The organism is Streptomyces sp. NPDC096079 (assembly GCF_040303145.1).
Classification (GTDB): Bacteria; Actinomycetota; Actinomycetes; order Streptomycetales; family Streptomycetaceae; genus Streptomyces.
This window is the reverse complement of the sequence record NZ_JBEOST010000023.1, coordinates 100,094-124,204: the sequence shown is the minus strand read 5'-3', so window position 1 is coordinate 124,204 and position 24,111 is coordinate 100,094. Positions and strand designations below refer to the sequence as shown.

Annotated in this window: 34 protein-coding genes; 15 read left to right on the top strand and 19 right to left on the bottom strand. The window is 70.0% G+C overall.

Features of this window, described 5'->3' with window-relative positions:
* Positions 1 to 204: 204 nt before the first annotated feature.
* From ABTY59_RS32305 to ABTY59_RS32275, 7 genes are all read right to left on the bottom strand, one after another.
* On the bottom strand, positions 205 to 1,401 hold the full coding sequence (locus tag ABTY59_RS32305) for a M20 family metallopeptidase (RefSeq protein WP_352022651.1): 1,197 nt from the start codon (positions 1,399 to 1,401) through the stop codon (positions 205 to 207).
* 21 nt (positions 1,402 to 1,422) lie between these two features.
* Positions 1,423 to 2,184 (bottom strand): XRE family transcriptional regulator, encoded by a 762-nt coding sequence (locus ABTY59_RS32300; protein WP_352022650.1) that lies wholly within the window; start codon positions 2,182 to 2,184, stop codon positions 1,423 to 1,425.
* A gap of 123 nt (positions 2,185 to 2,307) precedes the next feature.
* On the bottom strand, positions 2,308 to 2,820 hold the full coding sequence (locus ABTY59_RS32295) for a hypothetical protein (RefSeq protein ID WP_352022649.1): 513 nt from the start codon (positions 2,818 to 2,820) through the stop codon (positions 2,308 to 2,310).
* Positions 2,817 to 3,008: a DUF5999 family protein gene (locus tag ABTY59_RS32290; RefSeq protein ID WP_352022648.1), complete on the bottom strand. Its 192-nt coding sequence runs from the start codon at positions 3,006 to 3,008 to the stop codon at positions 2,817 to 2,819. Before ABTY59_RS32290 ends, ABTY59_RS32295 begins: the two co-directional genes overlap by 4 nt.
* Positions 3,009 to 3,143: 135 nt before the next feature.
* The gene (locus ABTY59_RS32285) at positions 3,144 to 3,701 is read right to left on the bottom strand and encodes a hypothetical protein (protein WP_352022647.1); all 558 of its coding nucleotides are present in this window, start codon (positions 3,699 to 3,701) and stop codon (positions 3,144 to 3,146) included.
* A gap of 170 nt (positions 3,702 to 3,871) precedes the next feature.
* Positions 3,872 to 4,423 carry a hypothetical protein gene (locus ABTY59_RS32280; RefSeq protein ID WP_352022646.1) on the bottom strand — a complete coding sequence of 184 codons (552 nt, stop codon included), beginning with the start codon at positions 4,421 to 4,423 and terminating at the stop codon, positions 3,872 to 3,874.
* Positions 4,420 to 5,202 carry an ATP-binding protein gene (locus tag ABTY59_RS32275; protein WP_352022645.1) on the bottom strand — a complete coding sequence of 261 codons (783 nt, stop codon included), beginning with the start codon at positions 5,200 to 5,202 and terminating at the stop codon, positions 4,420 to 4,422. Before ABTY59_RS32275 ends, ABTY59_RS32280 begins: the two co-directional genes overlap by 4 nt.
* 456 nt (positions 5,203 to 5,658) lie before the next feature.
* Between ABTY59_RS32275 and ABTY59_RS32270 the strand changes: the two genes are divergently transcribed.
* Both ABTY59_RS32270 and ABTY59_RS32265 read left to right on the top strand, forming a co-directional pair.
* Positions 5,659 to 6,537, top strand: coding sequence for a helix-turn-helix domain-containing protein (locus tag ABTY59_RS32270; protein ID WP_352022644.1), 879 nt, complete (start codon positions 5,659 to 5,661; stop codon positions 6,535 to 6,537).
* Between the two features lie 16 nt (positions 6,538 to 6,553).
* A complete protein-coding gene (locus ABTY59_RS32265; protein WP_352022643.1) occupies positions 6,554 to 6,754 on the top strand; it encodes a DUF397 domain-containing protein in 201 nt (66 codons plus the stop codon).
* Between the two features lie 115 nt (positions 6,755 to 6,869).
* On the opposite strand, the gene ABTY59_RS32260 is transcribed toward ABTY59_RS32265, so the two are convergent.
* Genes ABTY59_RS32260 through ABTY59_RS32250 form a run of 3 tightly spaced genes read right to left on the bottom strand, consistent with a single transcriptional unit; the run spans position 6,870 to position 9,360 of the window.
* A complete protein-coding gene (locus ABTY59_RS32260; RefSeq protein WP_352022642.1) occupies positions 6,870 to 8,060 on the bottom strand; it encodes a tyrosine-type recombinase/integrase in 1,191 nt (396 codons plus the stop codon).
* Positions 8,057 to 8,182 carry a hypothetical protein gene (locus tag ABTY59_RS32255; protein WP_352022641.1) on the bottom strand — a complete coding sequence of 42 codons (126 nt, stop codon included), beginning with the start codon at positions 8,180 to 8,182 and terminating at the stop codon, positions 8,057 to 8,059. Before ABTY59_RS32255 ends, ABTY59_RS32260 begins: the two co-directional genes overlap by 4 nt.
* A 35-nt stretch (positions 8,183 to 8,217) precedes the next feature.
* Positions 8,218 to 9,360, bottom strand: a complete 1,143-nt coding sequence (locus ABTY59_RS32250) for a hypothetical protein (protein WP_352022640.1) — start codon at positions 9,358 to 9,360, stop codon at positions 8,218 to 8,220.
* 148 nt (positions 9,361 to 9,508) lie between these two features.
* On the opposite strand from ABTY59_RS32250, the gene ABTY59_RS32245 reads away from it, so the two are divergent.
* From ABTY59_RS32245 to ABTY59_RS32185, 13 genes are all read left to right on the top strand, one after another.
* On the top strand, positions 9,509 to 9,751 hold the full coding sequence (locus ABTY59_RS32245; RefSeq protein WP_352022639.1) for a hypothetical protein: 243 nt from the start codon (positions 9,509 to 9,511) through the stop codon (positions 9,749 to 9,751).
* A gap of 2 nt (positions 9,752 to 9,753) precedes the next feature.
* Entirely contained in the window at positions 9,754 to 10,014 is a 261-nt protein-coding gene (locus tag ABTY59_RS32240; protein WP_352022638.1) for a hypothetical protein, read from the top strand.
* 156 nt (positions 10,015 to 10,170) lie between these two features.
* Positions 10,171 to 11,091 (top strand): DUF8336 domain-containing protein, encoded by a 921-nt coding sequence (locus ABTY59_RS32235; protein WP_352022637.1) that lies wholly within the window; start codon positions 10,171 to 10,173, stop codon positions 11,089 to 11,091.
* A 16-nt stretch (positions 11,092 to 11,107) separates the two neighbouring features.
* The gene (locus ABTY59_RS32230) at positions 11,108 to 11,707 is read left to right on the top strand and encodes a hypothetical protein (protein WP_352022636.1); all 600 of its coding nucleotides are present in this window, start codon (positions 11,108 to 11,110) and stop codon (positions 11,705 to 11,707) included.
* A gap of 58 nt (positions 11,708 to 11,765) precedes the next feature.
* A complete protein-coding gene (locus ABTY59_RS32225; RefSeq protein ID WP_352022635.1) occupies positions 11,766 to 12,401 on the top strand; it encodes a hypothetical protein in 636 nt (211 codons plus the stop codon).
* Between the two features lie 244 nt (positions 12,402 to 12,645).
* A complete protein-coding gene (locus ABTY59_RS32220) occupies positions 12,646 to 12,903 on the top strand; it encodes a hypothetical protein (protein WP_352022634.1) in 258 nt (85 codons plus the stop codon).
* Positions 12,900 to 13,559: a hypothetical protein gene (locus ABTY59_RS32215; protein ID WP_352022633.1), complete on the top strand. Its 660-nt coding sequence runs from the start codon at positions 12,900 to 12,902 to the stop codon at positions 13,557 to 13,559. The genes ABTY59_RS32220 and ABTY59_RS32215 overlap by 4 nt, the downstream gene beginning before the upstream one ends.
* Entirely contained in the window at positions 13,556 to 13,819 is a 264-nt protein-coding gene (locus tag ABTY59_RS32210; protein WP_352022632.1) for a hypothetical protein, read from the top strand. The genes ABTY59_RS32215 and ABTY59_RS32210 overlap by 4 nt, the downstream gene beginning before the upstream one ends.
* The gene (locus ABTY59_RS32205; RefSeq protein ID WP_352022631.1) at positions 13,816 to 14,271 is read left to right on the top strand and encodes an HAD family hydrolase; all 456 of its coding nucleotides are present in this window, start codon (positions 13,816 to 13,818) and stop codon (positions 14,269 to 14,271) included. The genes ABTY59_RS32210 and ABTY59_RS32205 overlap by 4 nt, the downstream gene beginning before the upstream one ends.
* 963 nt (positions 14,272 to 15,234) lie before the next feature.
* On the top strand, positions 15,235 to 15,504 hold the full coding sequence (locus tag ABTY59_RS32200; protein WP_352022630.1) for a hypothetical protein: 270 nt from the start codon (positions 15,235 to 15,237) through the stop codon (positions 15,502 to 15,504).
* 224 nt (positions 15,505 to 15,728) lie between these two features.
* The gene (locus ABTY59_RS32195; RefSeq protein WP_352022629.1) at positions 15,729 to 17,633 is read left to right on the top strand and encodes an FtsK/SpoIIIE domain-containing protein; all 1,905 of its coding nucleotides are present in this window, start codon (positions 15,729 to 15,731) and stop codon (positions 17,631 to 17,633) included.
* Complete coding sequence (locus tag ABTY59_RS32190; protein WP_352022628.1) at positions 17,615 to 18,055, top strand: hypothetical protein; 441 nt, start codon at positions 17,615 to 17,617, stop codon at positions 18,053 to 18,055. The genes ABTY59_RS32195 and ABTY59_RS32190 overlap by 19 nt, the downstream gene beginning before the upstream one ends.
* Positions 18,056 to 18,216: 161 nt before the next feature.
* Positions 18,217 to 18,660: a hypothetical protein gene (locus ABTY59_RS32185; protein ID WP_352022627.1), complete on the top strand. Its 444-nt coding sequence runs from the start codon at positions 18,217 to 18,219 to the stop codon at positions 18,658 to 18,660.
* A gap of 44 nt (positions 18,661 to 18,704) precedes the next feature.
* On the opposite strand, the gene ABTY59_RS32180 is transcribed toward ABTY59_RS32185, so the two are convergent.
* From ABTY59_RS32180 to ABTY59_RS32140, 9 genes are all read right to left on the bottom strand, one after another.
* Complete coding sequence (locus ABTY59_RS32180; RefSeq protein WP_352022626.1) at positions 18,705 to 19,238, bottom strand: hypothetical protein; 534 nt, start codon at positions 19,236 to 19,238, stop codon at positions 18,705 to 18,707.
* Positions 19,235 to 20,476, bottom strand: a complete 1,242-nt coding sequence (locus tag ABTY59_RS32175) for a hypothetical protein (RefSeq protein ID WP_352022625.1) — start codon at positions 20,474 to 20,476, stop codon at positions 19,235 to 19,237. The genes ABTY59_RS32180 and ABTY59_RS32175 overlap by 4 nt, the downstream gene beginning before the upstream one ends.
* Positions 20,477 to 20,589: 113 nt before the next feature.
* A complete protein-coding gene (locus tag ABTY59_RS32170; protein WP_352022624.1) occupies positions 20,590 to 20,865 on the bottom strand; it encodes a hypothetical protein in 276 nt (91 codons plus the stop codon).
* Entirely contained in the window at positions 20,862 to 21,149 is a 288-nt protein-coding gene (locus ABTY59_RS32165) for a hypothetical protein (RefSeq protein ID WP_352022623.1), read from the bottom strand. Before ABTY59_RS32165 ends, ABTY59_RS32170 begins: the two co-directional genes overlap by 4 nt.
* Before the next feature lie 66 nt (positions 21,150 to 21,215).
* Entirely contained in the window at positions 21,216 to 21,821 is a 606-nt protein-coding gene (locus ABTY59_RS32160; RefSeq protein ID WP_352022622.1) for a hypothetical protein, read from the bottom strand.
* 24 nt (positions 21,822 to 21,845) lie between these two features.
* Positions 21,846 to 22,229: a hypothetical protein gene (locus ABTY59_RS32155; RefSeq protein WP_352022621.1), complete on the bottom strand. Its 384-nt coding sequence runs from the start codon at positions 22,227 to 22,229 to the stop codon at positions 21,846 to 21,848.
* Positions 22,230 to 22,309: 80 nt separating this feature from the next.
* On the bottom strand, positions 22,310 to 22,528 hold the full coding sequence (locus tag ABTY59_RS32150) for a hypothetical protein (protein ID WP_352022620.1): 219 nt from the start codon (positions 22,526 to 22,528) through the stop codon (positions 22,310 to 22,312).
* A 71-nt stretch (positions 22,529 to 22,599) separates the two neighbouring features.
* The gene (locus tag ABTY59_RS32145) at positions 22,600 to 23,019 is read right to left on the bottom strand and encodes a hypothetical protein (RefSeq protein WP_352022619.1); all 420 of its coding nucleotides are present in this window, start codon (positions 23,017 to 23,019) and stop codon (positions 22,600 to 22,602) included.
* A 33-nt stretch (positions 23,020 to 23,052) separates the two neighbouring features.
* The gene (locus ABTY59_RS32140) at positions 23,053 to 24,090 is read right to left on the bottom strand and encodes a hypothetical protein (protein ID WP_352022618.1); all 1,038 of its coding nucleotides are present in this window, start codon (positions 24,088 to 24,090) and stop codon (positions 23,053 to 23,055) included.
* Positions 24,091 to 24,111: the final 21 nt, after the last annotated feature.

The window sequence follows — 24,111 nt, the reverse complement described above, 5'->3', positions numbered from 1 at the left end:
CCGAGGGTGAGCTCGGCGACGTCGTGGGTGTTGACCTCGGCCGCGAAGTCGACGGCGGGGGTGGTGGTGGTCTGCTCGGCCATGGCCGGCCTCCTCGGTGTCAGGGGAGTCTCCCCGTGAACGGTGCACGTCCATCAGACCGGGTACGGGCTGCCCTCTGTAGAGCAAGAGCTGGTGACTTCCTGGGGGAAAGGTAGGCAGTGGTCAGCGCACCTTCAGCAGCGTCTCCACGGCCCGCTGGTGGATGGCGTAGACATCAGGGAGCTCAGCCAGGGAGGCGCGCTCGTCGATGCCATGCAGGCCCTCGTAGGGGACGCCGAACCCGGCCGTGGCGGGGATGCCGTGACCGGCGAGGAGATTGCCGATGTTCGACGGGCCCGCGGTCTTCGCCCGGACGTCGAGCCCCGCCGCTCGGGCCGCGGACAGCAGTGCGGCGGCCGGCTGCTTGTCCTCCTCCAGCCGGAACGCCGGCCAGGACGCGACCTCGGTCACCCTTGTAGGCGCGGGGACGGGCAGTTCGGCGTCGAGCTCGACGGCGGCCTTGCGGACAAGGGTCTCGGCGTCGTGCGCGTCGAAGCAGGGGGTGGTGCGGACGTCGACGTTGATGTCGACCCGGTCGGGGGTCACGGAGAAGCCCTCGCCGCCGTGGAAGGCGGTGACGGTGAGCTTCGGCCCGAGAGGGAACCCGGAGGTGCCGTCAGGGCCCGGCAGCTCGGCGGCGTCGAGCAGGCCGACCAGGCGCGCGGCGCGGGTGACGGCGCTGGTGACGGTGCGACTGGATCCGGAGTGCCCGGACGGCGCGTGAACGTTGATCGTGGCACGCCACAGGCCGCGGCCGCCGACGACGACCTCGTCCATACCGGGATACCCGATGATCACCCCGGCCGGACGGACGGCGTCGGAGTCTGCGAGGTAGGCGCGGGCGCCGCCGAAGTTGCCGGTGTGCTCGTCGACGTCCAGGAGCACAGCGAGACCGCCCGCGAACGCGTGCCGGCGGACGGCAAGGTCGGCGGCGATGTGGCAGTACATCGCGGCGGCGAGCTTCGAGTCCGCCGCACCCCGCCCCAGCAGCCACCCGTCCCTCACATGCCCACAGGTGGGGTGGAACGACCAGCGGGTGCTGTCGCCGTACGGTGCGGTGTCCACGCAGGCGTCGAGCGTCCACCACGGGCCTGGCCGGTCGCCGGCGACCTCGACCAGGAGCCCGACCAGCGCGCCCGCGCTGTCATGCAGGCGCCGGTGCGGCACCGCGCGGGCGGTCAGCCACTCCTCCAGGACACCGAGGACGGGACCGTAGTCGTCGATCCCGCCACGGCTCGGCCGGCGGATCAGGTCATGCGCGAGCCTCACCACCGACCGCATCGTCTCGCCCTGACCGGCCTCCCTAGGACTACTGGTCATGTCCTTCCCACCCCAACTTCCCTATCTACGACGCACGGGCAACTCCCGCACGTCCCGTATCGTGCCCAGCAACCGCGCCGCCGCGCACGCTTCTCGCCCGTGGTGGACCAGGCCGGCCGCGGCCTCACCGCTGAGGACGATGCCGCAGTCGAACCCGTCCGCGCTGTGCAAGGACGGCAGCGGCACCACAGCGTGTTTCTCCGACGCCACGAAGAACCGCTCCAGGGTCTCCCCGCGCTCGACATATCCGATGCTCAGCGTCCGGACCCCGTTGCGGCGCTCGGCCGGATCCCTCAGCTCCAGGAGCCGCACCAAGTGCTCGGCGAGCTCCGGATGGCGCGGCGGCCCGTAGAGCACGCGGGTGTGCACCAGGTCCGGGCTCTGTGCGACGGCCGTCTCGATCGCGTCCAGGTACGCCTTCTCGCGGCTCCGGCTTCCCGTCACCACCAGGTGCTCGCGCGCGCCGGCCACTACCGAGGTCATCGCCTCCACCAGGTCGGCCCACCGTGTCACGAGCGTGCCCTGCGCCTGATGCAGGGCCTGGGCAACACCGTTCTGTCCGTCCTGGTGGGCGAACAGGATCTCACTCGGCTTGCCGTACAGCTCGACCAGACCGCGCCGGTTCCGCAGCCCCGTACGCCGCCGTCCCGACTCCCACGCGCTGAGCTGGCTGGTGTCGCTCGTCCCGCCCGTGATCGCGTTCAGCTCCGTGACCGCCTCCTCCAGCGTGAGGTTCTTCTCCAACCGTGCTCGCTTGAGTTCCGACTCTCCCGGCGTGCCCACCGACACCGCCTCCTCCCGACTCGGCCGTGCTCTCAGAGGTCTCAGATCGCCGTGCTGTTGTGCCAGGTAGTACAGAGGGGGGACGGAAGCGCGCCACTGGATGCGTTCTCCGTCCCGGAGTGCTTAGACGGTCAAGGGCCTTCCGGTCGGGGCCTCCCGTCGCACCACGTACAGGCCAGGCCCGAAGGGGCCGTTCTCGTCATGCGCAATGAGGCGGTCCGCGAGCAGCCGCCGGCATGCGCGGAGGAACTGCGGGGGCGTCAGGCCGTACCGGTCGGCGAGTATCCCGGTCGGCAGCGGGGCGCCCTGCTGGTAGTGGCCGCTCTTTATCTTTTCGCGTACGTCGCGGTCGAGGGCGACGTCGTCGGGGTGCTGCTCGTCGCTTCGCAGACGGTAGGAGCGGCCCGACCGTGGGCCTCCGCGGTAGACGATCTCGCCGTAGGTGTCGAGATGCATCAGCGCGGGGCCGACCTCCCAGACGTTGAGGCCCAGAGTCCTCGCGAGGAGGGCGGCCGTGGGTAAGTCCGCGCCGAACTCGTAACCGGCCAGGTGCTGGCGGAGCTGGTGAAGCAGCGCGGCCCGACGGCGCAGGTGCTGGCGCTGCGTGTCGGGCATCTCGTCGTACGTCGTGCTCATGCCGCGGCCTCCGCGGGACGGTGCGGACGAACGGTCTCCCCGCCGGGCAGCAGCTCCCCGGTGTCGTCGAAGAGCGTGACACCGTTGCACAGTCGGCTCCACCCTTGCTCGGGAAACGTGACCTGGATGCGGGCTGCACCCCGGTCAGGGGAGTCGGCGGTCGGACACGGCGGGCGGTGCTGGCACATGGAACTTCCTTCGGCAGACGTATGGCCCGGCGCGGGGAACTGGCCTACGGGGGAACGAATCGGTCAGGCTCCCGCGCCGGGGGCTTGTGCTGGTCGGCGGCCCGGCCGAACGGCATCCGGGCCGCCGACCAGGGTCTAAGTGGTCGGCGCGGAGAAGGCGACCACGGTGACGCCGCGCAGCTCGCGCACGAGGCCGCGGGCGATCACGAACGCCTCATCCGGGGTGTCGAACAGAACGAGGGCGTCGGGGTCGGGCTCCCCGGGCATGCCGGGACGGGGATACAGCGTTCCCCGGACGCCGACCTTCTCGGCCTCCTGGACGCGCAGCTCGACGTGACCTTCGCGCAGCCGGGGACAGAACCGCGTGGCCTTCGTCTTGCAGATCTCGCACATGGGCGGGGTGACAGTGTGCACGCCCTCCCACACCGTGTCCGCCGCGTCGTCCAGGAGGGGCAGAAGCCACAGCGTCCCACGTTCGTCGCGTGCCGGCTCATAGCCGCACCCGGCGCACTGCGGGCCTTCCATTGCCGCTCGCTGCCGCTTCGGGTGCAGCTCCTGCGCGTACGCGGGGCTTCCCGTCGGGGTCCCGCCACACGCCGCCCACGGGATGCCGTCCGGGTGGCGGAGCAACGTGTCCAGGGTCGGGTCGGCGTAGGCGACGCCACGTGCGCTGACCACGGTCTCGGGGACCATGACGGTCTCTCCTGTCCACGCGACCACGTACGGCACTGTCGGATGCACTCGCTTGTCCTTGCAAGTCGGCGGCGGAAGGCGGTAAGGAGCCCCGCTGCCGGAGCCGGATCCGCTCCGGCAGCGGGGTGTGACCGTGCCCGCCGCGGGGACGCGCGAGCGGGCACGGAGTCTCAGGAGGTGCTGCTCTGTTCCGGAAGAGGCTGCGGCGGTGCGGACTCGGTTTCGAGCAGCACCAGCAGTTCCCGGAGTCGAGCGGTGGGGACGAGGCGGTCGCGCATTGAGGTGCTGTACCAGTACGGGCGGCGGTACCAGTACGGGCCGGGCGGAGCCGTCTTACGGAGGGGCGGCAGAGTGAGCGTGTGCCCGGCGCCGAAGCACACGGCCCGCGGGTGCGGCTCCCACCGCTCTGCCGACCCGGGCGGGACGAGCCAGTAGAACTCTCCGGCCAGGGGGTCCTCGATCACTGGGCCGCAGCCCTGCTGTATGTCGTCGAGCAGGGCGGCCGCGGCGGTCGTCCGGGGCGTGAGGACGACGTCGAAGCGGTCGCCGAGCTGCACGCGGTTGGAGCGGCCGTTCGTCTCGTTCAGGAGAGCGCGCAGCGGCCTGGCGAGGTCTCCCATGTCGGCGGCCGGCGTCATGCGAGGGCCGAACGTCTTGATCGCGATGTCCATCAGCTCGGCACTGCTGGACACGACGGGCAGCTCTGCGAGCGGAGTGCTCACAGGTCTGCCTCGCCCGGCTGCATGACCGCGTGCACCGTCTTGCCGACGGGTTCCCCGGGCCTGTTGGGGCTCCAACTGAGAGCGGCCCCCAGGTGCCTCGCGGCCGGTAGGCCGAGGCCCCGCTCCCCGGCGACGGCCTGGTCGAAGTCGGGGAAGGCCGGGTTCGGGTCCTCGACGTCGATGAGGAGTTCGCGGGCCTCGGTGACGCCGAGCCTGATCGTCAGGGTCTGCTGCGGTCCCGGGGTGAAGCCGTGTTGCAGGGCGTTGCGGACCAGGACGTACAGCACGCTGACTGCGGCGTGCTGGTTGCCGGACCAGTTCAGGAGCGTGAGCGTCGTGCGGCCCTTGATGCCGGCCAGGGTCAAGGCGCTGACGTCGGCGGGGAGGCGTAACGCGGTCTCGTGCCGGACAGGCGCGGGCGCGGCGGGGGAGAGGTTCAACTCGGGGTGTCCTTGGGGCAGGGGGAGGGTGCACCAGGTCGTCGTACGGTCGTCGCTGACGCCCCAGGCGTGGGCCAGGGCGTCGACGAGGAAGAGTCCGCGACCGTGCTCGTCGTAGGGGCTGGCGAGACGCGGAACACGGCCGCAGGGGGAGCCGTCGTTCACCTCGATCTGGATGAACGCGCCCTGTCGGTAGACCCGAACGTCCACGGTCGGGGCGCCCGCGTGGCGGAAGGCGTTGGTCACGAGCTCCGTGAGGAGCAGCTCCGCGTCATCCACCAGATCGGGCTGGCCCCAGTGGTTGAGACGCGCTCGGAGGGTGCGACGCAGTTTCTGCATGCCGGCGGCGTCCTCCTGCGCGATTCCGCCAGAGCGGGCGCGGTGCCGCTCAAGAGACAGCTCAAGAGCCGGACCTTCACCGATGGTCGTTACGGCCGCGAGGTCTCGCTCGCGGAGGGTGGTGCTCTGGCTCGTCGTCATGATCCGCCTCGGCCGGTAGGGAGGGAGGGGCGCCGTCGCCTCCGGTAACGGCGCGAACCCGGAGGAGACGGCGTGCTGAACGGGCCGGCCCGACCTTCACCGAGGGCTGCGGATCCGTTGCTCAACTACCGTCCTGCATGTGAGAGTTAATGTGCAAGCGCATGTGCAACGTAGCGAAAATTGGCATGTGCCAGAGCACCAACAGGGGCATGTGCAGCAGGGGACAGGGGTGGCAGACTCGGGGAACAGGAGCACGTCGACGGTGGACAGAGGTCTCGATGAGCACCAACAGGTAGCAGGAGAGGACGGCACACATTGGCAGCGCGGCGAGGGGCCACGTTCAGGCGTCGTGAACTCGGCAGGGAGCTCCGCCGACTCCGTGAGCGGAAGGGCCTGACTCAGGAGGATGTGGGTCAGCAGCTCGGCTTCTCCCACACGAAGCTCGGTCGAGTGGAAACGGGCGACATCGACCTGCCCCGAACGACTGACCTTGAGGACCTGATGACGCTCTATGACGTCATCGACAAGGGGGACCGGGAGACACTCCTCCAGCTTCACCGTGAGTCCCTCAGCAAGGACCCGTGGACGCCCTTCAAGGCCTACATGCCCTCCAAGATGCCCACCTACCGTGGCCTGGAGGAGGCCGCGTCCGTGATGCGCGCGTTCCAGCCCGATGTCGTCTTCGGCATGCTCCAGACCGAGGATTACGCCCGCGCCCTGTTCCAGCTCGCCAAGCCGGTGGATGAGACGACCAGCGAGTTCATCGAGAGCAACGTCGCCATGCGGATGGAGCGGAAGGACCTGATCACCCGTTCGGACAGCCCGCTTGAGCTTCGGGTGATCATGGACGAGGCGGCTCTCCGTCGACTCGTCGGCGGCCACGACATAATGCGGGCCCAGTGCGACGAGATCGCAGAGCTCAGCAAGCTGGACAACGTCACCGTCCAGATCCTCCCGGCCGACGTGGTCACCTACCGCGCCAGGTCGAACTTCATCATTCTCGACTTCCCTGACACGGTGGATCCGGTGGTCCAGACGGACCTGCCGGACACCATCTCCGTCACGGATGCACCGCGGGCCATCGCCAAGGCGGCCCGAGGGTTCGACGCCATGCGCGAAAGCGCACTGGCACCGGCCAACACGGCCGACTTCCTGTACCAACTCACGCAAGGGTGGAAGAGCCATCAGCACTAACCTGCAGGCCTCCGAGGTGGCCCCTCAGAACGCCTGGTTCAAGTCCTCGTACAGCGACAGCAACGGCGGCGCCTGCATCGAGGTCGCCGACCTCGTGCAGCGCGGCACCGTCGGCACCCGTGACTCGAAGCAGAGCGACGGCCCCATGTTCGAAAGCTCGCCGACCGCCTGGTCCACGTTCGTGGCCTGTGTGGCGGAGGGCAAGTTCTCCGTCTGACGGCCCACGTACCGAGCGGCCCGGCCTCCCCCACGCCGTATGAGGGGGAGACCGGGCCGCTTCGTGTATCTGTACCCATCGGGCTCAGCGAGGCTACCTCCTACCCCGCTGTCCGTCAGGTGCCGGAGGGCTTGTGCACGGGCACCTTGGCGAAGAGGTCCCGCTTCCCGTTCTTCGCGGGCCGCACGTAGACCTTCCGAGGGATGGGCGAGCCCTTGGCCCAGCGGCCGGCCTCCTCGAGTTCCTCGTCGGTGGCTTCGGCCTCGGCGAGATCCGTCGCGCCGCCCGCGCGCAGGCCGTGAGAGGTGATCGGGCGGCCGTCGCCGACCAGGCCGGCCGCGGCGAACCAGTACTTCACCCGCTCGTTGATCACGTGCGGGCGCAGGTGCTCCCCGCGCTTACGGGCCTTCTTCGCCCGGGTCTCGGCGCTGGCCGGCTTCCCGTTCATGAGCAGGTGGCGGAAGAGCGGTCCGTCCGTCACGCCGAAGCTGGCCAGGTGCTCCAGCCAGCGCCGAAGACGGCGCACGAGCTGGATGTCCTCCCGGTCCATCAGGATGAGCGTCTGCGCCTCGTCCTTGTGGTTCTTGTCCTCGGCGAGCCAGACGACCACCCGGTCATCTGCGATCGTCACGTCCTCGATCAGGAGGTCAACGTCCTCGATGCTGCGGCCGAGGAAGCGGTACCCGAAGGCGAAGATGGCCGCGTCGCGAATGCCGATCGGGCGCCCGCTGGCCTCGGCCTTCTCGATCATCGGCATGACGTACGGCAGGGTGAGCGGGAACGCCTGCTTCACCCGCAGCGCTCGCTTGTTGTCCTTCCGGTAGAGCGCCAGGAGCTGGAGGTACTCGCTGCTGTCGGGCTTCTTCCCGACGGGCATCGCCCGTCGGATCTGCGACATGTAGTTCTTGATCGTCGAGACCTTGAGGCCCTTCGACATCAGGTGCCGGGAGTACTCGGTGAACGTGGCCGTGGTGCACGGCATCGGCACACGGCCCGTCGCCTGGTCCTCCTCCTCGGCGTTCTCGTCGCGCTGCTCCGCGCACCACTTTCGAAACGCCTTCATCGGGCCCGTCTCAGCCCGATCCGTCGCCTTCAACAGGGCGGCGGTCTCCCGGCTGACCCGAAGGTCGAGGTCCGTGTACCTCGGCGCGTCGGCTGTCGTCGGCAGCTCCTGACCCGGGTACAGGATGGTGTGCTGGTCGACGAGCAGCCGCGGGGCGGGCTCCTCGACGACCGCCACGGCTCCGTCCTCGCCCTCGACGAGCTCCGCGTCGACGATCTCGTCGTCGAAGGCGTCAACGCTCACAGGTCGAACCACGGCCGGATGCCCTGCCGGATCAGCCCACGCCGGTTGAGCTGCCAAAAGTTCGGCTCAAGGACCAGCCGGCCGCCCTCCAGGAACCACTCGTACTCACGGCCGAACAGCACGGTAAGCCGACGGTGGTCACGGCACCGTACCGGCATCATCGGTCGCTCCACTTCCAGCACGCGGGGGTGCAGTCCTTTGGCTCGTGCCAGGGTGTGGCCTGCCCGGACAGAAGCGAGCCGGGGTCGTAGTGCGCGCCACATGCCTCGAGCTCGGCCACTCTCGGGGACTGCCAGAAGTGGCCGCCGCCGTGCCCCTCAGCCGCCGTCCAGCCCTTCGGGATCGGCTTTACGCACGGGTGTCCGGTCTCGGGCGCAGGTACGGGGCACGGCATGGTGCCGTCCGAGATCGGCTCCATGGCCGGCTCGACGGCGGCCGGTGCGGACGCGTACGGGTCAGGCCTCGGCGTCGCTCTCACCCAGGCGTTGCTGTCCGTGGCGTACTCCATGTTCGCGGTCGGGTGGCAGGTTCTCGGCTCCGTATCGCCGTCGTGCAGAACGAGGAGGTACTGGCCGGCGGTGCCGACGATCGTTCCCTCCTGGCCGCCGTGCCGGACCCGGAGACCGATGGCCACCCTCACCCCGATCCGGCTCCGGAGGGTGTAGTAGGCCTCGATGCGCTCGAGGTCCCCGCGCTTGCCGTCCGCTGTCCTGGCGTGCGGCCGCGGCCTGCTCCTCGTCGTCGAGGTACGTCTGCCCGTACTCAACCACGGCGGATCTCCTGGTGGTGTTCGTCGAGCACGGTGGCGGCGTGCTCCTGGTGGACGTAGCCGCGGGCCTCGGCGTCCCACCGTGAGTCGGTGGCCGGGACGGCGCCGCGGCCGGTGCCGTGAGCGCGGTCGTGGGCCAGCAGCCGGCGGGCGGTGTCCTCGGCGTCCTCCCGCGCCGTCGATGGGGCAGACCTCCACAGCGATCGTCTCGCCGCCTCGCTCTGCGGGCTGGTCCACCGGCTCGTGGTTCGCGACGGTCCACCGCAGGTAGCCGAGGAGGTCGGCGACGTGGGCCGGGTCGTTGAGCACGACGAACCTGGCCCGCTCCCTGGTGCCTGCGTCGAAGTCGGGTTCCCCCTTCTTCTGCCCCGCGAGGATGAGCGTCTCGAACTCGTCGTTGTCGCCGCCTTCACCCTGGAACCAGACCGCCGGCCAGTCCTCGTAGAGGTTCGGCCCCACCCTGTGGGCGATCACGGTCTCCTCGGTGATCCGCTTGGCGAGGAAGTCGTGTACCGCTCGCAGTTGACCCACCGCTGTCTCCCCTCTGGGCGCCGAACTGACGCTGCCCCAAGATTACCGACAACAATTGGAGTTATTGTCGGTTACTCATGGGTAACCCCGTAGAGTTCACCCCGAAGGGCGGAGAGCACCGCCCGGACCACGAACGAGAGGGACACTCATGTCTCGCAGGATCGGCCGAGCCGTCAACGGCTTGACGAAGCGCAGCGCCGCACTCAAGGAGATTCGGGAGGCGGGCGCAGCACTACTGACGACCCCGTTCGAGGAGGACGCCGCCGGGCGCGACACCGGAGCCTGGCTCGGCGCCCTGGAGCGAGCGAAGAAGGCGGACCGGAACCCGAACCGCCCCCGGGGCTCCCGCAGCGCCTTCGAGATCGCTGACGACATCGAGAACGGCGGCTGACCATGGGGAAGTTGAAGGTGCTCGCCTCTGTCACCGCGCTCCTGGCGCTCGCCCACCCGACCCTCGTTCCGCCCGTCCTCGGCACCCTCGGGTTGCTGCTCGGCGTGGCGGTCGCCGTCGCCGGCTGGGCCCTCACGCACCTCTCCCTGACGCTCACGCTCGTGGCTACGGGCCTCATCCTGCGCGGATTCCCGTCCGTACGCGTGTGGTTGGTGCGATCTTGGGTCGCTTCGGTCGCTGCCGTCGCCCTCGTGAAGGCGTAGCCAGACCAACCCGTTCGACCTGTTCGATTCTTCGCTGAGAACGATTCTCCGCTCAGCCCCCTTTCGCAGCGCACTCGCCGCGCGACCGTAGAACGCGCCCTGTGGCGCCATTCGGCGGAGAGCACCGCCGACCACCACGAAGAGAGGAACATCCCGATGCGACCGCATCGTCACGTCGTCACCATCACGCTCCCGCAGCCGGATCCCTCGCCCGCGTACCCGGAGTACGAGGAGCTGCTCCACGAGGCGGGCCGCAGGGATGGCCTCATCGGTCCGCAGGACATCGCCCGAATGGAGGACGCCATCGGGCGCCGCGGCGGTGACTGGTGCACCGCCGTCCTCGGCCGCCCGTTCCCCGGTCTCGGCCGTGTTCCGTCCCGTGACGGGTGGCTTCTGGTCCTCGCCGACGAGCGTGGCCTCACCCCCGCGCTGCCGGAGTTCGTCGTCCAGGCGCGCGCGGAGGAGGCTTCCCAACGCCAGCGGCGGGCGACCTTGGCCGCGCTCAAGTCGGAGACGGAGAAGCGGCGTTGGGCGCTGGGCGTGGGGGCGGCCGCCGTGGAGCTCGCGGTGCGGGAGAACGTCCGGCACAGCGGTGTGGGCGGCTCGCTCCGGCACGTCACCGCGGCGGTCGACCTGCTGTCCGGGCGCTCCCGTCGGCATGCTGCGGGCCGGGCCCTGTGCGAGACGGTGGGCCGGACGAACCCCCTGCATCTGGGGGAGCCGCTCGAGGGTCGGCCGGCCACCTGCCAGCGGTGCATCGAGTACGCGGAGAAGGTACGGACGCTCGACGCTCCGGCACCGCCGACGCCGAGCGAGGCCGCACTGCTGCGCCTCATCCAGTCCGGCGCGGTGTTCACCGTGCGGCCCGCCCGCAGGCAGCCGACCGTCCGGGACACCAGCGTCCGCAGCCACGGCGTGGCCTCTGGGGCACTGGGGCGAAAGGTCGACGCCGCGGCGGCGAAGGTCCAGCGCAGGGGGTGGGCGGTCGTCGACGAGGCGAACAGCGCGACGCAACGGGGCGGCTTTGGCCAGCGTTGGCGGCTGACCGACGCCGGTACCGCAGCTCTGGAAGGGTGATCCTGTGGTCGCCAGAATGACCGCCAAGCAGTTCCTTGAGCTGCAGGAACGCCGCGGAGGAGGGGTGCAGTCGGCCGCCCCCGCGAAGCCGAGGAAGCAGACGGCCGCGAAGAAGTCCGCCGCGCACCCGGGCCCCCCGTCGACGCCGCCCGCGCCCGCTGTCGAGCCGCTGCTCGCCGGGCTGTCGGGGGTCCGTCGGCACTGGGTGCTGCTCATGCCGTACGCGGAGAAGCTGCTCACCAGCAACGGGCGGCTGCACCACATGGCGGCGCACCGGATCCGGAAGCAGCTCCGGAAGGATGCCGCCGGCGTGGCGATGGCGCGGCGTCTGCCCCGCCTCGAGCGCGCAGCGGTCTTCTACGTGCTGCACCCGCGGCCGCTGAACCGGAAGCGGGACCCGGGCAACTGGGCCGACACGGTGAAGGCGTACGTCGACGGCCTGGTGACGGACGGCGGGCTGCTGCCGGACGACAACCACGAGTTCCTGATGGGCCCCATCCCCGTCATGGGTGAGCCCGTCGCCTCCGGGTACGCGCGAATGACCCTCGTGGTCGTCGAACTTTCCAAGCCTGTGACCAGCGCAAACGCAGAAACCGTAACAGGAATGGCCGGTTAGACGTACTGACACTGAGAGCTGGCCCGCTCTCGCCCCTGCACCAGGAGATGCCCCTCCCATGAGCACCACATCGAGCGTTGCCGTCCAGGCTCCCATGACACACGTCCCCCCGGCCCTTCCGATCGACCTCACCATCGACGCGTACGCGCGCAGCGGGACGCACCTCGGCCGCGACGTCGTCGACCTGCACCTGATGGACATGGCCGACAAGGCGGCGTGTTCTCTGCTCCGCGACCAGTGGACCGACCACTTCCCCGTCGCCGCGTACACCGAGCTCCTCACGACGATCGCCGCCCTCCGCAGCGTCCTGGGGTTCATCCCGACGCCGACGGCGACGGACGTCAACGCGTGGGCCCGCAGCGTGCGCGATGCCTCCGCCGCGGTGGCGGGTCCCGACCGGGACATCCACGAGGTCCAGATCGTCGAGGGCCCGCACCAGGGTGCACGTCTGGGCCTGTGGGGCCCGCGGGCGCCGCAGGCTCCTGACACCCTGGTCGGCCCGCTCCTGACCCTCGAACTGATCACGGAACGCGGCGACTCCACTGACCTGGAGATCGGCGTCGCCCGCTACCGCAGGCTCAAGCAGCCTCACCCCGGCACCGGCCAGTGGGAGTACATGCTGGACCGCGACCACCCGTTCCCCGCCGCGGGCTCCCGGCCGCACTTCCTGCCTTCCGACCAGGTCGGTGCGTGATGGCCCAGATATCCCTCCTCGCTGGCCCCCGGCCGTCCGCCGCTGCGGATGCTGCACATGACGCCGCACACGCGACGGCCGCCCGGTTCCTGCACGGCGCGTACGCCGAGCCCTGCCCGACATGCCACGTGCCGGCCGGGTCCCTGTGCCTCGCCCGTCGCAGCGTCCATGCGGCCCGGCGCAGCCTGCACCGCCAGAACCCCCGGCACGTCGGCCTGGTCCAACTCCTCACCCGGCGTGCCCGGTGAGTGTCACCGCGGTGGAGGCCGCCGAGAAAGCCGTGGGGTGGGCGGAAGCTGCCGAGCTGGCCCTCAAGCAGGTGGACATGTACCGAGGGCAGGCGAAGCAGTACGAGGGCAAGCGCGAGATGCTCGACGCGTCCTATCACCGTGCGCTGGCCGACGACTTCGAGATGTACCGCGACCGGGCCGTCGGTATGGCGACCATGTGGGCCCACGTCACCGGCGCACTCCGGGTCGCCGAGTCGCAGGTGCAGCCGTGAGCGCCCTCGCCGTCGAGTCGACGGTGGCGCCCCTGTGGGCCGGGCGCCTGATCGCGCGGGCCGCGTGCCGCCAGGAACTGCACGTGGCGCAGGAGGGCATCCCGGCGCCGGCGTCGCCCGTGTTCACCGTGCCCCTGGAGTGCAAGCTCGAGACGGGTCTACGGCCGTGGGACGGCCCCGTCACCGAGTCGTCCATGTGCCCGGCCTGCCTGCGCGCCCTGCGTGGCGAACCGGAGCCGGAGAAGCCCCGGATCGTCCCCGCGGGCGTCGCCGAGCAGCTTCCCGCGGCCGCGCCGGACCCGCGCGGCCGCCATCTGCGGGCCGTCCCGGACCCGGTGAAGTACGCCGAGGCGCCCCTGCCCACCGAGCACGCGGGCCACCCGATCACCTGGTCCGGGTGGCAGACGGCGCCGATTCTCTCCCACTACGACCCCTCCTGTGAGTGGTGCGGAGACGCCGGCCCCGGCGAGATGGCCGGCGGCCGTCAGGGGCACCCGGCCTCGAAGACCATCCCCCTGCGCCGGTTCATCGCCTACCGGTGCACCGCGTGCCAGGAGATGACCGCCTACGAGCAGGTCGGCAGCGAGCTCCGCGTCGTCACCCACCACAAGTCGCGCGCCCCGAAGGGCTGCAACGAGCCGAAGGAGTCCCTGTGAGTACCACTCTCGCGCCCGAGCGCGACCTGACTGCCCTCCAGGATCGGATCGCCCTGATCGCCTGCGGTGAGCGGCCCGGCAAGACGAAGTCCTGTGACGGTTGTTCCCGGAAGAGCGCTGCCCTCCTGAACATTGCGAGCACCGGCGCGGCGGACGCGGTCGCGGCCGCGATATGCGGCACCGGGAACCGTGCGGGCTGCTACGACTGCACGGACAAGTCCGTGAAGATCGTCCGCCTCTACAACGGGGAGACGGTGTGACCACGGCTGCCGCTCCGCCCCGGACCGGCCTGGTCATCGACCTCGAGGGCGGGCTCATCAACGTCAGGAGCATCCGCCACCTGGCGAAGGACGCGGCCCGCTTCCACGAGGCGAGCCTCGGGTGCCCGCCCAACAAGCGCATCGTGGCGGACGCCCGGCGCGCGCACCGCGACGGGCTGACGGTCCTCGTCATGACCGGCGGGGACCGGCGGCTGGGCGAGCGCATCGTGGCGTGGCTCGGTGACAACGAAGTGCCGGCGGCCGTACTGCTGATGCGCTGCCAGGGCGACTACCGGCCGGGGGCCGTGGTGAAGCGTGAGCGACTCCGTGCCGCCCGCCGCCGGTTCGCCGACCTGACGGTCTGGAGCGCGGACCCGAGCGTGACCCGCCTCTCGGAGCGGGACGGCATCGCTGTCCGCGAGCTCCCGGGCTACTGGGGGGAGACCCAGTGAGCAGGCACCCCGTGGGGAACCGCGAGCTCGCGCCTGCGGAGCTTTCCGCCCTCCTCACGGGCGAGCTGCCGCTGGAGGGTTGGAAGACGACAACGCTTCACTGCCAGGTCGACTCGATCAGCACCTCTGATCAGCATGCGGACCTGGTGAAGCTCGAGGTCGCGTTCCCTCCCGGCACCACGCCTACGGGAGAGCCCGCGCCGTGCGGGACGTGCCAGGGCAGCGGCGTCGTCCCGGATCCGCTCCACCGGGGTCGCCGAGAGACGGCGAAGGCCGTGCTGTGCCCGGAGTGCGCCGCGTGCACGGCAACCTGTCTGCACGCCGTCGGGGGAGTGCTGCGGTGCTCTCTGCCGGCCGGGCACTACGACGAGAAGAACGCCCCGAAGCAGCTCAGCGGCCTGAACCAGCGCGACCCCGGCTGCTGGCACCAGTCCGCACCAGATCGTGAAGGCGTCTGGCTGACCTGGTGCGACTCTGCGGACGCGGCAACGCCGCACGGTGCTCCACCGGCGCCGGCCGTGGAATTGCGCGGGCAGCGAATCGGCATCGACTGTCCGACGTGCGGCCCAACGAGGGTGGAGGAACACCCGCACCGGGGCGGTGTCCTGCGGTGCGGGAACTGCAAGGAGCACCTGTGCCGTGGCCGCGTGGAGAGCGAGCCGCGATGAACACCCCGTCTCACGTACCTGACGATCCGGGGGTGCCGGTTATCCCCTGCACACCAGCCAATTCACTCGAACGGGTGACGAAGGGCAACGCCAGAGCTCTCGTGGTGTGGCAGCACTGGCCCGAGGAGTTGGCCCGTGAATGGCTCGGAATCGACCTGCCGGGGACCTCGGATGTGCACGACAACGTAGCGACTCTGCTGCAAATAGCGAGGCCACTGCTGCGAGGAGCGTGCAGTTAGGAACATTCTCACCGAGAACTACCACTCTCGCTGAGAAATCGGGCACAATGAGGGCTGTGTCTGATCATGAGGGGGAGATGGTGGCGGAGAAGAAAGCCCCGCGGAAGCTGCGGGTGACCTTCGAGTTCGAGATCCCACCGGGCACCCCGACCAACGTGCGCACCGCCCGGCGCATGGCCGCCGTGGAGGCCATGCGAACTGCGGTCACAGCCATCGCTGCGCGCGAACTGCCGCCGGAGACGACGATCACCACGCGGCACGAGTGGGGCTACGTCTGGCACGACACGGCGACCGAGCCGGCGACCCTGGGGCCCGAAGCGCCGTAGGCTTCCTGGCCAGCACAACAACCGAACACCTGGCGTCAGGCCAGACCCCGGCGGAGAGCACCGCCGAGACCCACGAAGTGAAGGAACTTCCGATGCCCTCGCGCACCGTTGCCCTTGCCCGCACGTCCACGTCCCTCTCGAGGTGACGTGGCGTGTTCATCCCTCAGGCTCCTACTGATCAGGCCGCCCCCGCCACGGCCTCTACCCATGGGCGCACGCACCGCATGGCCGCCGCGGTGTGCCGTACGTGCGGGCGCCTGCGCTACGAGCTGGTCCCGGCCGCGGTGTCCTTCGGCATGACCTGCCTCGGGTGGGTGCACCACGCCGTCGGCATGGACGTGGCTGCGTACGCGGGGTACGGCCTCGGCCTGGCGGCGACGGGCGCCCTGACGTGGGGCGGGTTGAAGTTCAAGAGCTCCGTGGCCACGTCGCTCGGCGTCGCCTCTGCGGGGACTGTGGTGAACACGGCGATCGGCGCCATCACCGGTCCGTCCGTCCCGTCCCTCATCGCCGGCGGCGTCGTCACCATCGCTTCGTACGCCGTGTTCGTGCCGTGGCTGGTCAAGACCCGCCACGAGCGCATCAACCTGCAGATCAAGGCCGCGAAGACGAAGCCTCTGCCGGACAGCATGGGCGTCAACGTCGCCGAGCCCGGCATCGTCGGCGACACCGAGGAGGAGACCGCGCTCCGCCGCGCCCTGTGGGCCCTCGGCACGCCCGCGGTCGACGTCACCCGCCTGGTGTTCACCGACACCGGGTGGCACGCCGTGGTGACCCTGCCTCCGGGCAAGAACACCTCCGCCCAGGCCGTCATCGCGAAGCGGACCCAGCTCCAGGCGAACCTCGACCTGCCCGGGAAGCTGCGCCTGGCGGAGGGCGCCCAGGGGAACCAGCTCTACGTCCGGATGCAGACGACCGACGCGCTCGCCGAGCCGATCCCATGGCCAGGCGTACGGGTCTCCTCGATCGAGCAGCCCATCCCGATCGGGATCTATCCGGACGGCCGGGAGATCCTCGTCGACCTGCTGTCCGGGCACGTCCTGGTGGCCGGCGGCACGAACATGGGCAAGTCCGGGGCCACGAACGTCCTGATGGCCAACCTCGTCGCGTGCGAGGACGTCGACCTCGCGGGCATCGATATGAAGCCCGGCGCGCTCGAGCTGGGCCCGTGGGCGGACAACATGGTCGCGCTCGCGGACGACCCGGAGACCGCCCGCCAGGTCCTGGTCTGGCTCAAGAGCAAGATGGTGGAGCGCGGGAAGTACCTGTCCACGCTGCGCGGCCCGAACGGCGAGCGCGTCCGGAAGTGGACCCGCGAGCACGGCAAGTACATCGTGCTCGTCATCGACGAGCTCGCCGAGCTCCTGCGTCAGGCCCCGGACGTCGTCACGGAGCTGCTCACCCTGATGCAGGTGTCCCGCGCCATGGGCATCCGCATCGTCGCAGCGACGCAGTCCCCGAGCGAGCAGGCGTTCGGGGGAAAGGGCACCGACGCCCGGCAGCAGTACGGCACCCGCATCGGCCTGCCGGTGAACGAGCCGACGCCGATCAACATGATCTTCGGGACGGGCGCGTACGGGCAGGGCTGGCGCCTGGACTGGCTCGACGCCCCGGGCAAGGTGATGGTCTCGTCCGAGCGCTACACCGAGCCGGAGGAGGGCCGCTGCTACTGGATCAGCGACGAGCAGATCCGACTCACCAGCTTGAAGTTCCTGCCCGCCGGGGCGCTCCTGCCCCCGCATCTCGCGCCCCCTGCTCCGCCCGAGCCGGATCCCGACCCCGACCCGACGCCTCCCCGCGGTCCGGGCGGCGGCCGGCCCGTGCTGCACGTCGTACCGACGTACCCGGACGGGTCGCGGATCGAGTCGAACCGGCTCCCGCTCTGGCAGGCCCTGGAGAAGGCCGGGCAGGAGGGCCTGACCAAGCCCGAGGCCGTCCGGCGCGGCATCTGCAATCACCACACGTCGATCGCCCCCTGGCTCTCGCAGTGGGTCGGCGCGGGCTGGGTGGAAGAGAGCAGCAAGCGCGACCGCGCGGTCGTCTACGTCCTCACCGCGGCCCAGCACACACCTGTCCCCGAAGCCCCCGCATTCAGCAAGGAGAACGTCTCATGTCCGGCCAGTTCGTGACCCCCTCCAGGCCCGTCCACCAGCCGGTCGTGGGCCTCGTGGAGCTCGGCGACGAGCACGACCCGATCGTCCACATCCAGGACCCCTACGACCCGAGCCGGTCCGTCGCGGTACGCCGCTCCGCCCTGCAGCCGATCGCGCCCACGCCTGCCCGGGACCTGACCCCGCAGCCGCTCCTCGACCCGCTCGCGCAGCGCATGCTCGCGGGCGGCGTCGGCGCGGGCGTCACGGGCTGGGGCGCGGGGGAGCTCCTCACCGGGGCCGGACGGCTCGTCAGCGCGGCCGCGGGCGCCGGGAGCGCGGTCGTGGCGATCGCCCTGCTGCTCCTCGCCTGGAAGATGTCGCCCTCCAGCCGGCCGGGGAAGACGGTGAACGTGACGAACATCAACAGCTGGGGCGGACGTTCGTCGACGCGGATGTGAGCCTGCGGAATCTGGAGGGTCCCGGCCAGCGGCCGGGGCCCTCCAGTCGTTTCATGGGCGTCACGACCTGGGAGAACTCCGGGTAACACACATTTTTGCGATCTTGGTTGTGGAACGCATCGTGAGGGTGCGTGCGATGATCCCCCGTCATGGGGAGACACATGTGGGGGAAGACGGCCGGCGGACTGGTCCTGGCCGTGACTGTGGCGGCCGTGAGCGGCTGCGGCTCGAACGACGACAGCACCTCGGGGAAGGCGCCCGCGTCGGCGGCCCCGGCGCCGAGCGTGAAGGACGCGTCCGCCGCGTTCCAGGCCGCGGTCACCAAGTTCGATACGGACGGCGGCTGTCTCGAGGCGGCGCCGGACACGTGCTGGGATCAGATGCAGGCCGTAATGGAGCCGGCCCGGGAGCTGCGGACGGCTGCGAATGCCGACAAGGCGGGGCCGGCGTTCTGGTCGGAGGCGTACGCGCTGATCGACACCATGGAGAAGGGCATCGGGGTGGGGAAGGATCTCGGGGCGACGTCGCCGACGACGAACCGGCCGGATGTCCTGGGCTCGGCGCACAAGTTGGCGGATTGGCTGGACGCGCACCCGACCCAGTAGTGAGCGAGGAGGCCCCCGGCGCGTGTCCGGGGGCCTCCTCGTTTCTAGGGCTGGCGTACGGCCTGCAGGGCGGCGCCCGTGAGCGCCAGGACGCCGCACAGGGCCCGTTCGTCGTCGCGGAGGTCCCAGAGGGCGTTGAGGGCGCGCTCGCGCCCTGGGAGGCCGTGGAGGGCTCCGTCGAGGATGGTCTGGATGGTGGCCCGTACCTGCGCGGAGGCCGCGATCTGCTGCTCGGCGGCTTCCAGCGCCTGAGAGAACCCGAGGCCGACCATGGTGACGAGGTACTCGGCGGCCTCGTTCCTGGTGTGCGCGTCGGCGTCGGCGGCCGGAACGAGTCGGTCGATGTCTACGGTGCCGTCCGGCCGGCGGGTAGCGGGCGGGGCGTCGTCGTGGACGACGGCCAGGAGGCAGATCTGGGCGATGTGGGTGGCCTGGAGGAGCCCGAACTCCTCGGCGTGCCGGAGGTAGACGCGCATGCCGGAGGTGATGTCGGCATCCGGCGTGCAGTGGGCTTCCCAGACCTCTTCGGCGCGGCCGGTGACGATCCCCCAGTACGGGTTGGGCTCGGTGGTGATCACTGGTCTCCGTCCGGGTCGTGTGCTGTGGAGATTGTGCTCCACTCCGCTGGGGCGTCTGGGGTGTCGACGTCGCCGTACAGGCCTCGGTAGGTCTCCAGGTGGGTGGCGTAGTGCGCGCGGCCGGCGTCGGTCACGTGCAGGATGCGCAGCGCGCCGGTGCGCCTGTGGGCGTCCGGGTCGAGCCAGTGGGGCACCGAGGTCTCGGCGGCGAGCGGGCCGCCACGGTGCTGCAGCAACTTGGTGGGCGCGGCGGTGCTGCGGGTCACCAGGTGGGGGTGGGTGATGCCGGACGGCAGTTTCTCCAGCTCCGCCTTCCACCCCTGGGGGCCTTGCCGACGCAGCCAGAGCTCTCCCTCCAGGTCGTTGTGGACGATCGCGACCAGAAGCACGTACGGCGCGCGGTCGAGGAGGCCGCGGGGCTTGCGGACCTTGTGGTCGTCGAGGCTTGCATGCGCGGTGTCGGGCAACTTGTTCGGGACCGGAGCATCAACGTCCGGCCAGAGCTCGGCATAGCATCGGACGTGCTGCTCGTAGTGCGCCTGGCCCGCCTCCGTGAGGAAAATGCGCTGCTCAGACGGGTAAATCATGTGCCCGGCGTACACCGGGCTCTCGTACGGCTCCCCGGTCGGGATCCGCTTGGTCTCGATGAACGGCTCCTTGCCGTGGCGCCGGTCGCGTTCGAGGAAGAGCCGGGCCTTCTCGGATGGCGGGCGTTCCTCTTGCGGGGTGCCGCGTGGCACGTTGGTTGCCATCCCGCCGGGCCCGGCCCGGTAGAGGCGGACGAGGTTGGACCAGAGCCATTCGGAGAGCATGCCGCGCGGAGGACTCTTCGGCGCGGTGTGCCCAAGGCCTGCGCGGGCTGTGGCGCGACCGAGGGTTGTCAGCTTCACCCGGACTCGGGGCACCATGCCGAGCGGGAAGACCTCGACGTAGTCCTCCATGAGCTCGATCAGCGCGCGCCGGCGGAGTGCGGCCAGACTGGACCCGGCTCCCTGGTCATGCTCGCCCTTTCTGGCGAGCTCGTACTGAATGCTCGTACGCCCTACGAACTCCTTCGACGCCTTGAGGCAGAAGGTCTGCCACCGCCATTCGCTGGCCGGCGGCCCGTGGCCCCAGTCGAACGCGCCGCCCTTGTTGCGGGCCTCCGCGCCCTGATCCGCGCTGTAGATGGCTGTGAGATAGATGCGCTGACGTGGGTTCAGCACGTCCCACAGGTCGGCCGGTTGGGGTCGTGGCATGGCAGCACGGTAGTGCCTGGCGCTGACAGCGCACTGTGGATCACAACCTCGCCCGAGGCTGGCAGGCACCTGCCTGGTCCTGGCGCTGCGCCGGGACGTCTCGCTGGCCGGGGTCAGGGGCCGGCGATGAGCCAAAGGATCAGCACGGCGTCCAGGTCCTGGCTGTAGCGGTAGACCACGGTGAGGCCGCGGCCGCCGGTCTCCTCGGGAAGGAGGTCGATGGCGTAGGACTCGGAGCGAGGATCGGCGTCCGGAAGTCCGCGGGCGTGGCTGGGGGTGGGGTCTTCCTCCAGCGAGGCGCGCAGCGACATGACGACCGCCCGCTCGGTCGTGCTCAGATCGGACCGCAGGATCTTCTCCGCGGCGTCGCTGTAGAACGCGTGGGTCACCGAGTCCCTGCCTCGGTCATCTTGCGGCGCAGCTCATCGTTCACGTCTTCGGTGCTGCGCATCAGGGCGGCCATCCCCTCCGGATCGCACCGGAGCAGGACCCTGTGCCGATACGCCTGAGTAATCTCGCGGACGCGCGTGAGGTCGTCCAGGTCGGCCTCCGCCAGTTCCTTCTCGAACGTGTCCGCGTCACCGGGGAGACCCCAGACGCGCAGGGCGTTCCGCAGGTCAGCGAGCGTACGCATGGGCGGCACGACGTCATGGTGTTCGGGCTGTGCTGTCACGGCCTCTCTCCTTCGGTCAGTAGTGCCGAGTCTAGAGCTGGAACGGTGCCGTCCAGGAGCCTCTGGCTACGCCCCATTGAGGATCGACGCGACCTGAGGGCCGGCCTCACGGTTGATGTGATCGACGATGGAGTTCAGGGCGCGCCGCGCTTCCTGAACGAGGGTGGGCCCCTCGTACGCGGTCGGCTTGACCAGCTCCCAGTGGCGTCCCGTGATCCGGACGACGGTGGTCGTCAGGACGGCCGGCGTGACCGCGTTTTCGAGTCTCGGCTCCACCATGGATCGGTAGTCGCCGAATCCGAAGTCGTCGTTCTCCCAGTCTCGCCACTCGTACGGAATGCGCGGGCCCTTGAGGAAGTGCTGCGGAAGCGGGAACGTGACGTCGGCGTAGAGCGCGCCGTCCCATTCGTCGATGTGCAGGCGTACCCCGTGAAGATCGGGGCGGAGCCGTACGTACCCGGGTGCCATCACGGGCCCGGTTGCCACCCGCCATGCGGCAAGGGCGAAGCGGCGGGGGTCCTCGTGGGGGGCCTCGTCGTCGCTCCAGGCGTCCCGGAAGTCCTTGATGTTCTTGCGGACGTACGCCGCGAACCGGCCGCCCTCGTCGCCGTACTCGCGGTCGTAGTCGTCATCGATGCACGCAAGCAGATGGTCGTCCCAGGAAGGGGCCATGGTGGTGCCTTTCAAGGTGGCCGGTCAGGCGGAGAACGTGCCGCCGGGGGAAGTCGGGCCGGGAAGGTTGTCGACGGCGGCGACGGCCTCGTCGAGTTCAAGCAGTGCGGCGCGCATCATCAGCACCGCTCCACCGAACGCCAGGCCGGCCATGCCCGTGGACATCAGGCTCGTGGGCATGGCGGTGAAGGCACGAGAGACCCAGCGGGCAGCCGATTCGTCCTCGTCAAGATACTCAGAGGACTGGAGCGCCGCGACAGCGGCCGGTAGCTCCTGAGTCCCCATCGGGCCGAAGTCATCAACGTCCTGGGCCATCTCGACCACGCTTCGGCAGGCGTCTTCCAAGCCCTTACGTGCCTTCACGATGCGCCCGAACCCGGGCCCGAGAAGGTCGTCAACGTTGCTCACGGTCGCACCCGCTCGCGGTCGTAGGCGTTGGCAAGGGTGGTCAGATCGGCCATGCCGGGCAGCTTACGGGGCTGGCGGGCTCAGCGTGCGTAGTTGTGTTGGATCTGGTCAGCCTGGCGGATGATGGTGTTGACGGCCTGCTCAAGGGCGTCGAGGAACGGGTCGTACGCGGCCTCGAGGACCGCGTCTCGCAGGAAGACGTCAACGGGCTTGCCCGTGGACGCCGCAGCAGCCCGCACCTGGGCCTGCTGAGCGGCCGTCAGCGGCACTGGTAGGGATTGGGCCTGGTCGACATCCATTTGGCGACCGTACCAGCGTCCTGGGGTCCCTCAACGGCCTCTGCGGCACCCGCGGCAGCAACCATCGCTTCTCAGACCGTCGGGCGCTTACCCAGGGCGTGGTCGACGGCCTCCGAGATGTCGTCAGTGATTCGCTTCCGTGCGTAGTCCCGCAGTTGCATCGACGACGTGAGCCCAGGCTCACCCATCCGCTCCGCGTCCAGCCACTGCAGGGTGTGAGGACTGTCTGCGATGCGTCGTAGGACCGGCAGATAGTCCTCGGGAAGGATCTTGAGTCGCAGCCTGATGTCCTGAGTCCTAGCCTGTTCAATCGGGTCGGCGCCCATGGCGATTGAGATGGTCATCAGTTCGCCCAGGTAGAAGTCCGCGCGCCGCTCGGCGATGAGGTCCCGGCGGGCACCGATGCCCTGCCACAGGGCGTACCCGAGGGCCGCCAGCGTCAGCGCGGTGGCAAGGATGTCGCCCAGGGTTATCTCAGGGTTGAAAGTCACTGGCGAACCCTATGGGACCACGCAGTGTACGGATCAACTGCGGGTCCCTCGATGGGCAACATCGAGGGACTGGCGCTGCGCGAGGAGCGTGCGCCGCATCGTCTCCCAGCGGGTGGGGACGAGATCGGCCTCCGCGACTCCCTCGGCGTCCTGCTTGTCCTGCACGGCGTCGGCGATTTTCTTGTACCACTTGCTGATGCCGCGCCGCAGGATCGGGACGCCGAAGTCGGCACTGGGCGGGCAGGACAGCCACAGGTGCCGCGGGGTGCCGCCCTCGAGCCGCTCGATCAGGCGGGAGCGTCGGGTAAGCCAGTCGTTCAGGCGGCGAACGGTGTCCGGGCTGAGGGCGACGATCTCGGGCTCCGGCATCTTCCCGCGCAGGCCGCCCTGGGGCTGCCGGATGAGGGACAGGGTGGGCTGCCTCGCGGCCAGGTCGAGGTCCTCGAGGAGCATGGACTCGATCTCTCCGAGGCGCGGGAGGACGTCGCGCATGACGGCCCACATCGCCAGGCCGCGCACGAGGACGTCGGGCCGGTCGGACTCGGTCCACCCTGCGGCTTCGCCGGCCTCGAGCTCAAGATGCCGGGTGATGAGGTCGGCCAGGTACGGGGAGACCGTGGGGCGCGTCCTCCACGCGGGGAGATCGGGGGCGAGGAACGGATGTCCGGCCTGGCGGGCGAAGGCCTCGAGACAGAAGATCCGGATCCGCTCGGAGGTGTCGTAACTGGTCGGGTCGGTGCTCACCGTTGCGGTGGTACGCAGGAACCCGCCGCGGCCGTACAGCAGGTACGCCTCGACGGCTTCGGGGGCGAGAAGGTCGGCAAGGGAGTCGCCCGCGGTCTCGCTGAGGCCCAGGGGCAGCGCGATGGCAAGCTCGCCGGCGACCCATTCGAGCTGTTGCAGGCGGGAGTCCGAGACGACGTCCTTGGCCTTGCGGTTCACGGTCCGGAAGACGTCGAGGACCCGCTCGAGCTCGCGGAGGGCCAGCGGCGTCCCGGGTACGGCAACGAGGGCGACCGCGGGGGTGGGGCGGTCGCCCTCGTCGCCATGGCGGAGTGCGGTCAAACTCATGGCAGAGAGTTTGCACTGTGA

What these genes read in the sequence shown, in the direction of transcription:
- ABTY59_RS32305 (WP_352022651.1), bottom strand. Translation starts at nt 1,401, where the DNA reads ATGACCAGTAGTCCTAGGGAGGCCGGTCAGGGCGAGACGATGCGGTCG.
- ABTY59_RS32295 (WP_352022649.1), bottom strand. Translation starts at nt 2,820, where the DNA reads ATGAGCACGACGTACGACGAGATGCCCGACACGCAGCGCCAGCACCTG.
- ABTY59_RS32290 (WP_352022648.1), bottom strand. Translation starts at nt 3,008, where the DNA reads ATGTGCCAGCACCGCCCGCCGTGTCCGACCGCCGACTCCCCTGACCGG.
- ABTY59_RS32285 (WP_352022647.1), bottom strand. Translation starts at nt 3,701, where the DNA reads ATGGTCCCCGAGACCGTGGTCAGCGCACGTGGCGTCGCCTACGCCGAC.
- ABTY59_RS32275 (WP_352022645.1), bottom strand. Translation starts at nt 5,202, where the DNA reads ATGCAGAAACTGCGTCGCACCCTCCGAGCGCGTCTCAACCACTGGGGC.
- ABTY59_RS32245 (WP_352022639.1), top strand. Translation starts at nt 9,509, where the DNA reads ATGTCTCGCAGGATCGGCCGAGCCGTCAACGGCTTGACGAAGCGCAGC.
- ABTY59_RS32240 (WP_352022638.1), top strand. Translation starts at nt 9,754, where the DNA reads ATGGGGAAGTTGAAGGTGCTCGCCTCTGTCACCGCGCTCCTGGCGCTC.
- ABTY59_RS32235 (WP_352022637.1), top strand. Translation starts at nt 10,171, where the DNA reads ATGCGACCGCATCGTCACGTCGTCACCATCACGCTCCCGCAGCCGGAT.
- ABTY59_RS32230 (WP_352022636.1), top strand. Translation starts at nt 11,108, where the DNA reads ATGACCGCCAAGCAGTTCCTTGAGCTGCAGGAACGCCGCGGAGGAGGG.
- ABTY59_RS32225 (WP_352022635.1), top strand. Translation starts at nt 11,766, where the DNA reads ATGAGCACCACATCGAGCGTTGCCGTCCAGGCTCCCATGACACACGTC.
- ABTY59_RS32195 (WP_352022629.1), top strand. Translation starts at nt 15,729, where the DNA reads ATGGCCGCCGCGGTGTGCCGTACGTGCGGGCGCCTGCGCTACGAGCTG.
- ABTY59_RS32190 (WP_352022628.1), top strand. Translation starts at nt 17,615, where the DNA reads ATGTCCGGCCAGTTCGTGACCCCCTCCAGGCCCGTCCACCAGCCGGTC.
- ABTY59_RS32185 (WP_352022627.1), top strand. Translation starts at nt 18,217, where the DNA reads ATGTGGGGGAAGACGGCCGGCGGACTGGTCCTGGCCGTGACTGTGGCG.
- ABTY59_RS32175 (WP_352022625.1), bottom strand. Translation starts at nt 20,476, where the DNA reads ATGCCACGACCCCAACCGGCCGACCTGTGGGACGTGCTGAACCCACGT.
- ABTY59_RS32160 (WP_352022622.1), bottom strand. Translation starts at nt 21,821, where the DNA reads ATGGCCCCTTCCTGGGACGACCATCTGCTTGCGTGCATCGATGACGAC.
- ABTY59_RS32150 (WP_352022620.1), bottom strand. Translation starts at nt 22,528, where the DNA reads ATGGATGTCGACCAGGCCCAATCCCTACCAGTGCCGCTGACGGCCGCT.
- ABTY59_RS32140 (WP_352022618.1), bottom strand. Translation starts at nt 24,090, where the DNA reads ATGAGTTTGACCGCACTCCGCCATGGCGACGAGGGCGACCGCCCCACC.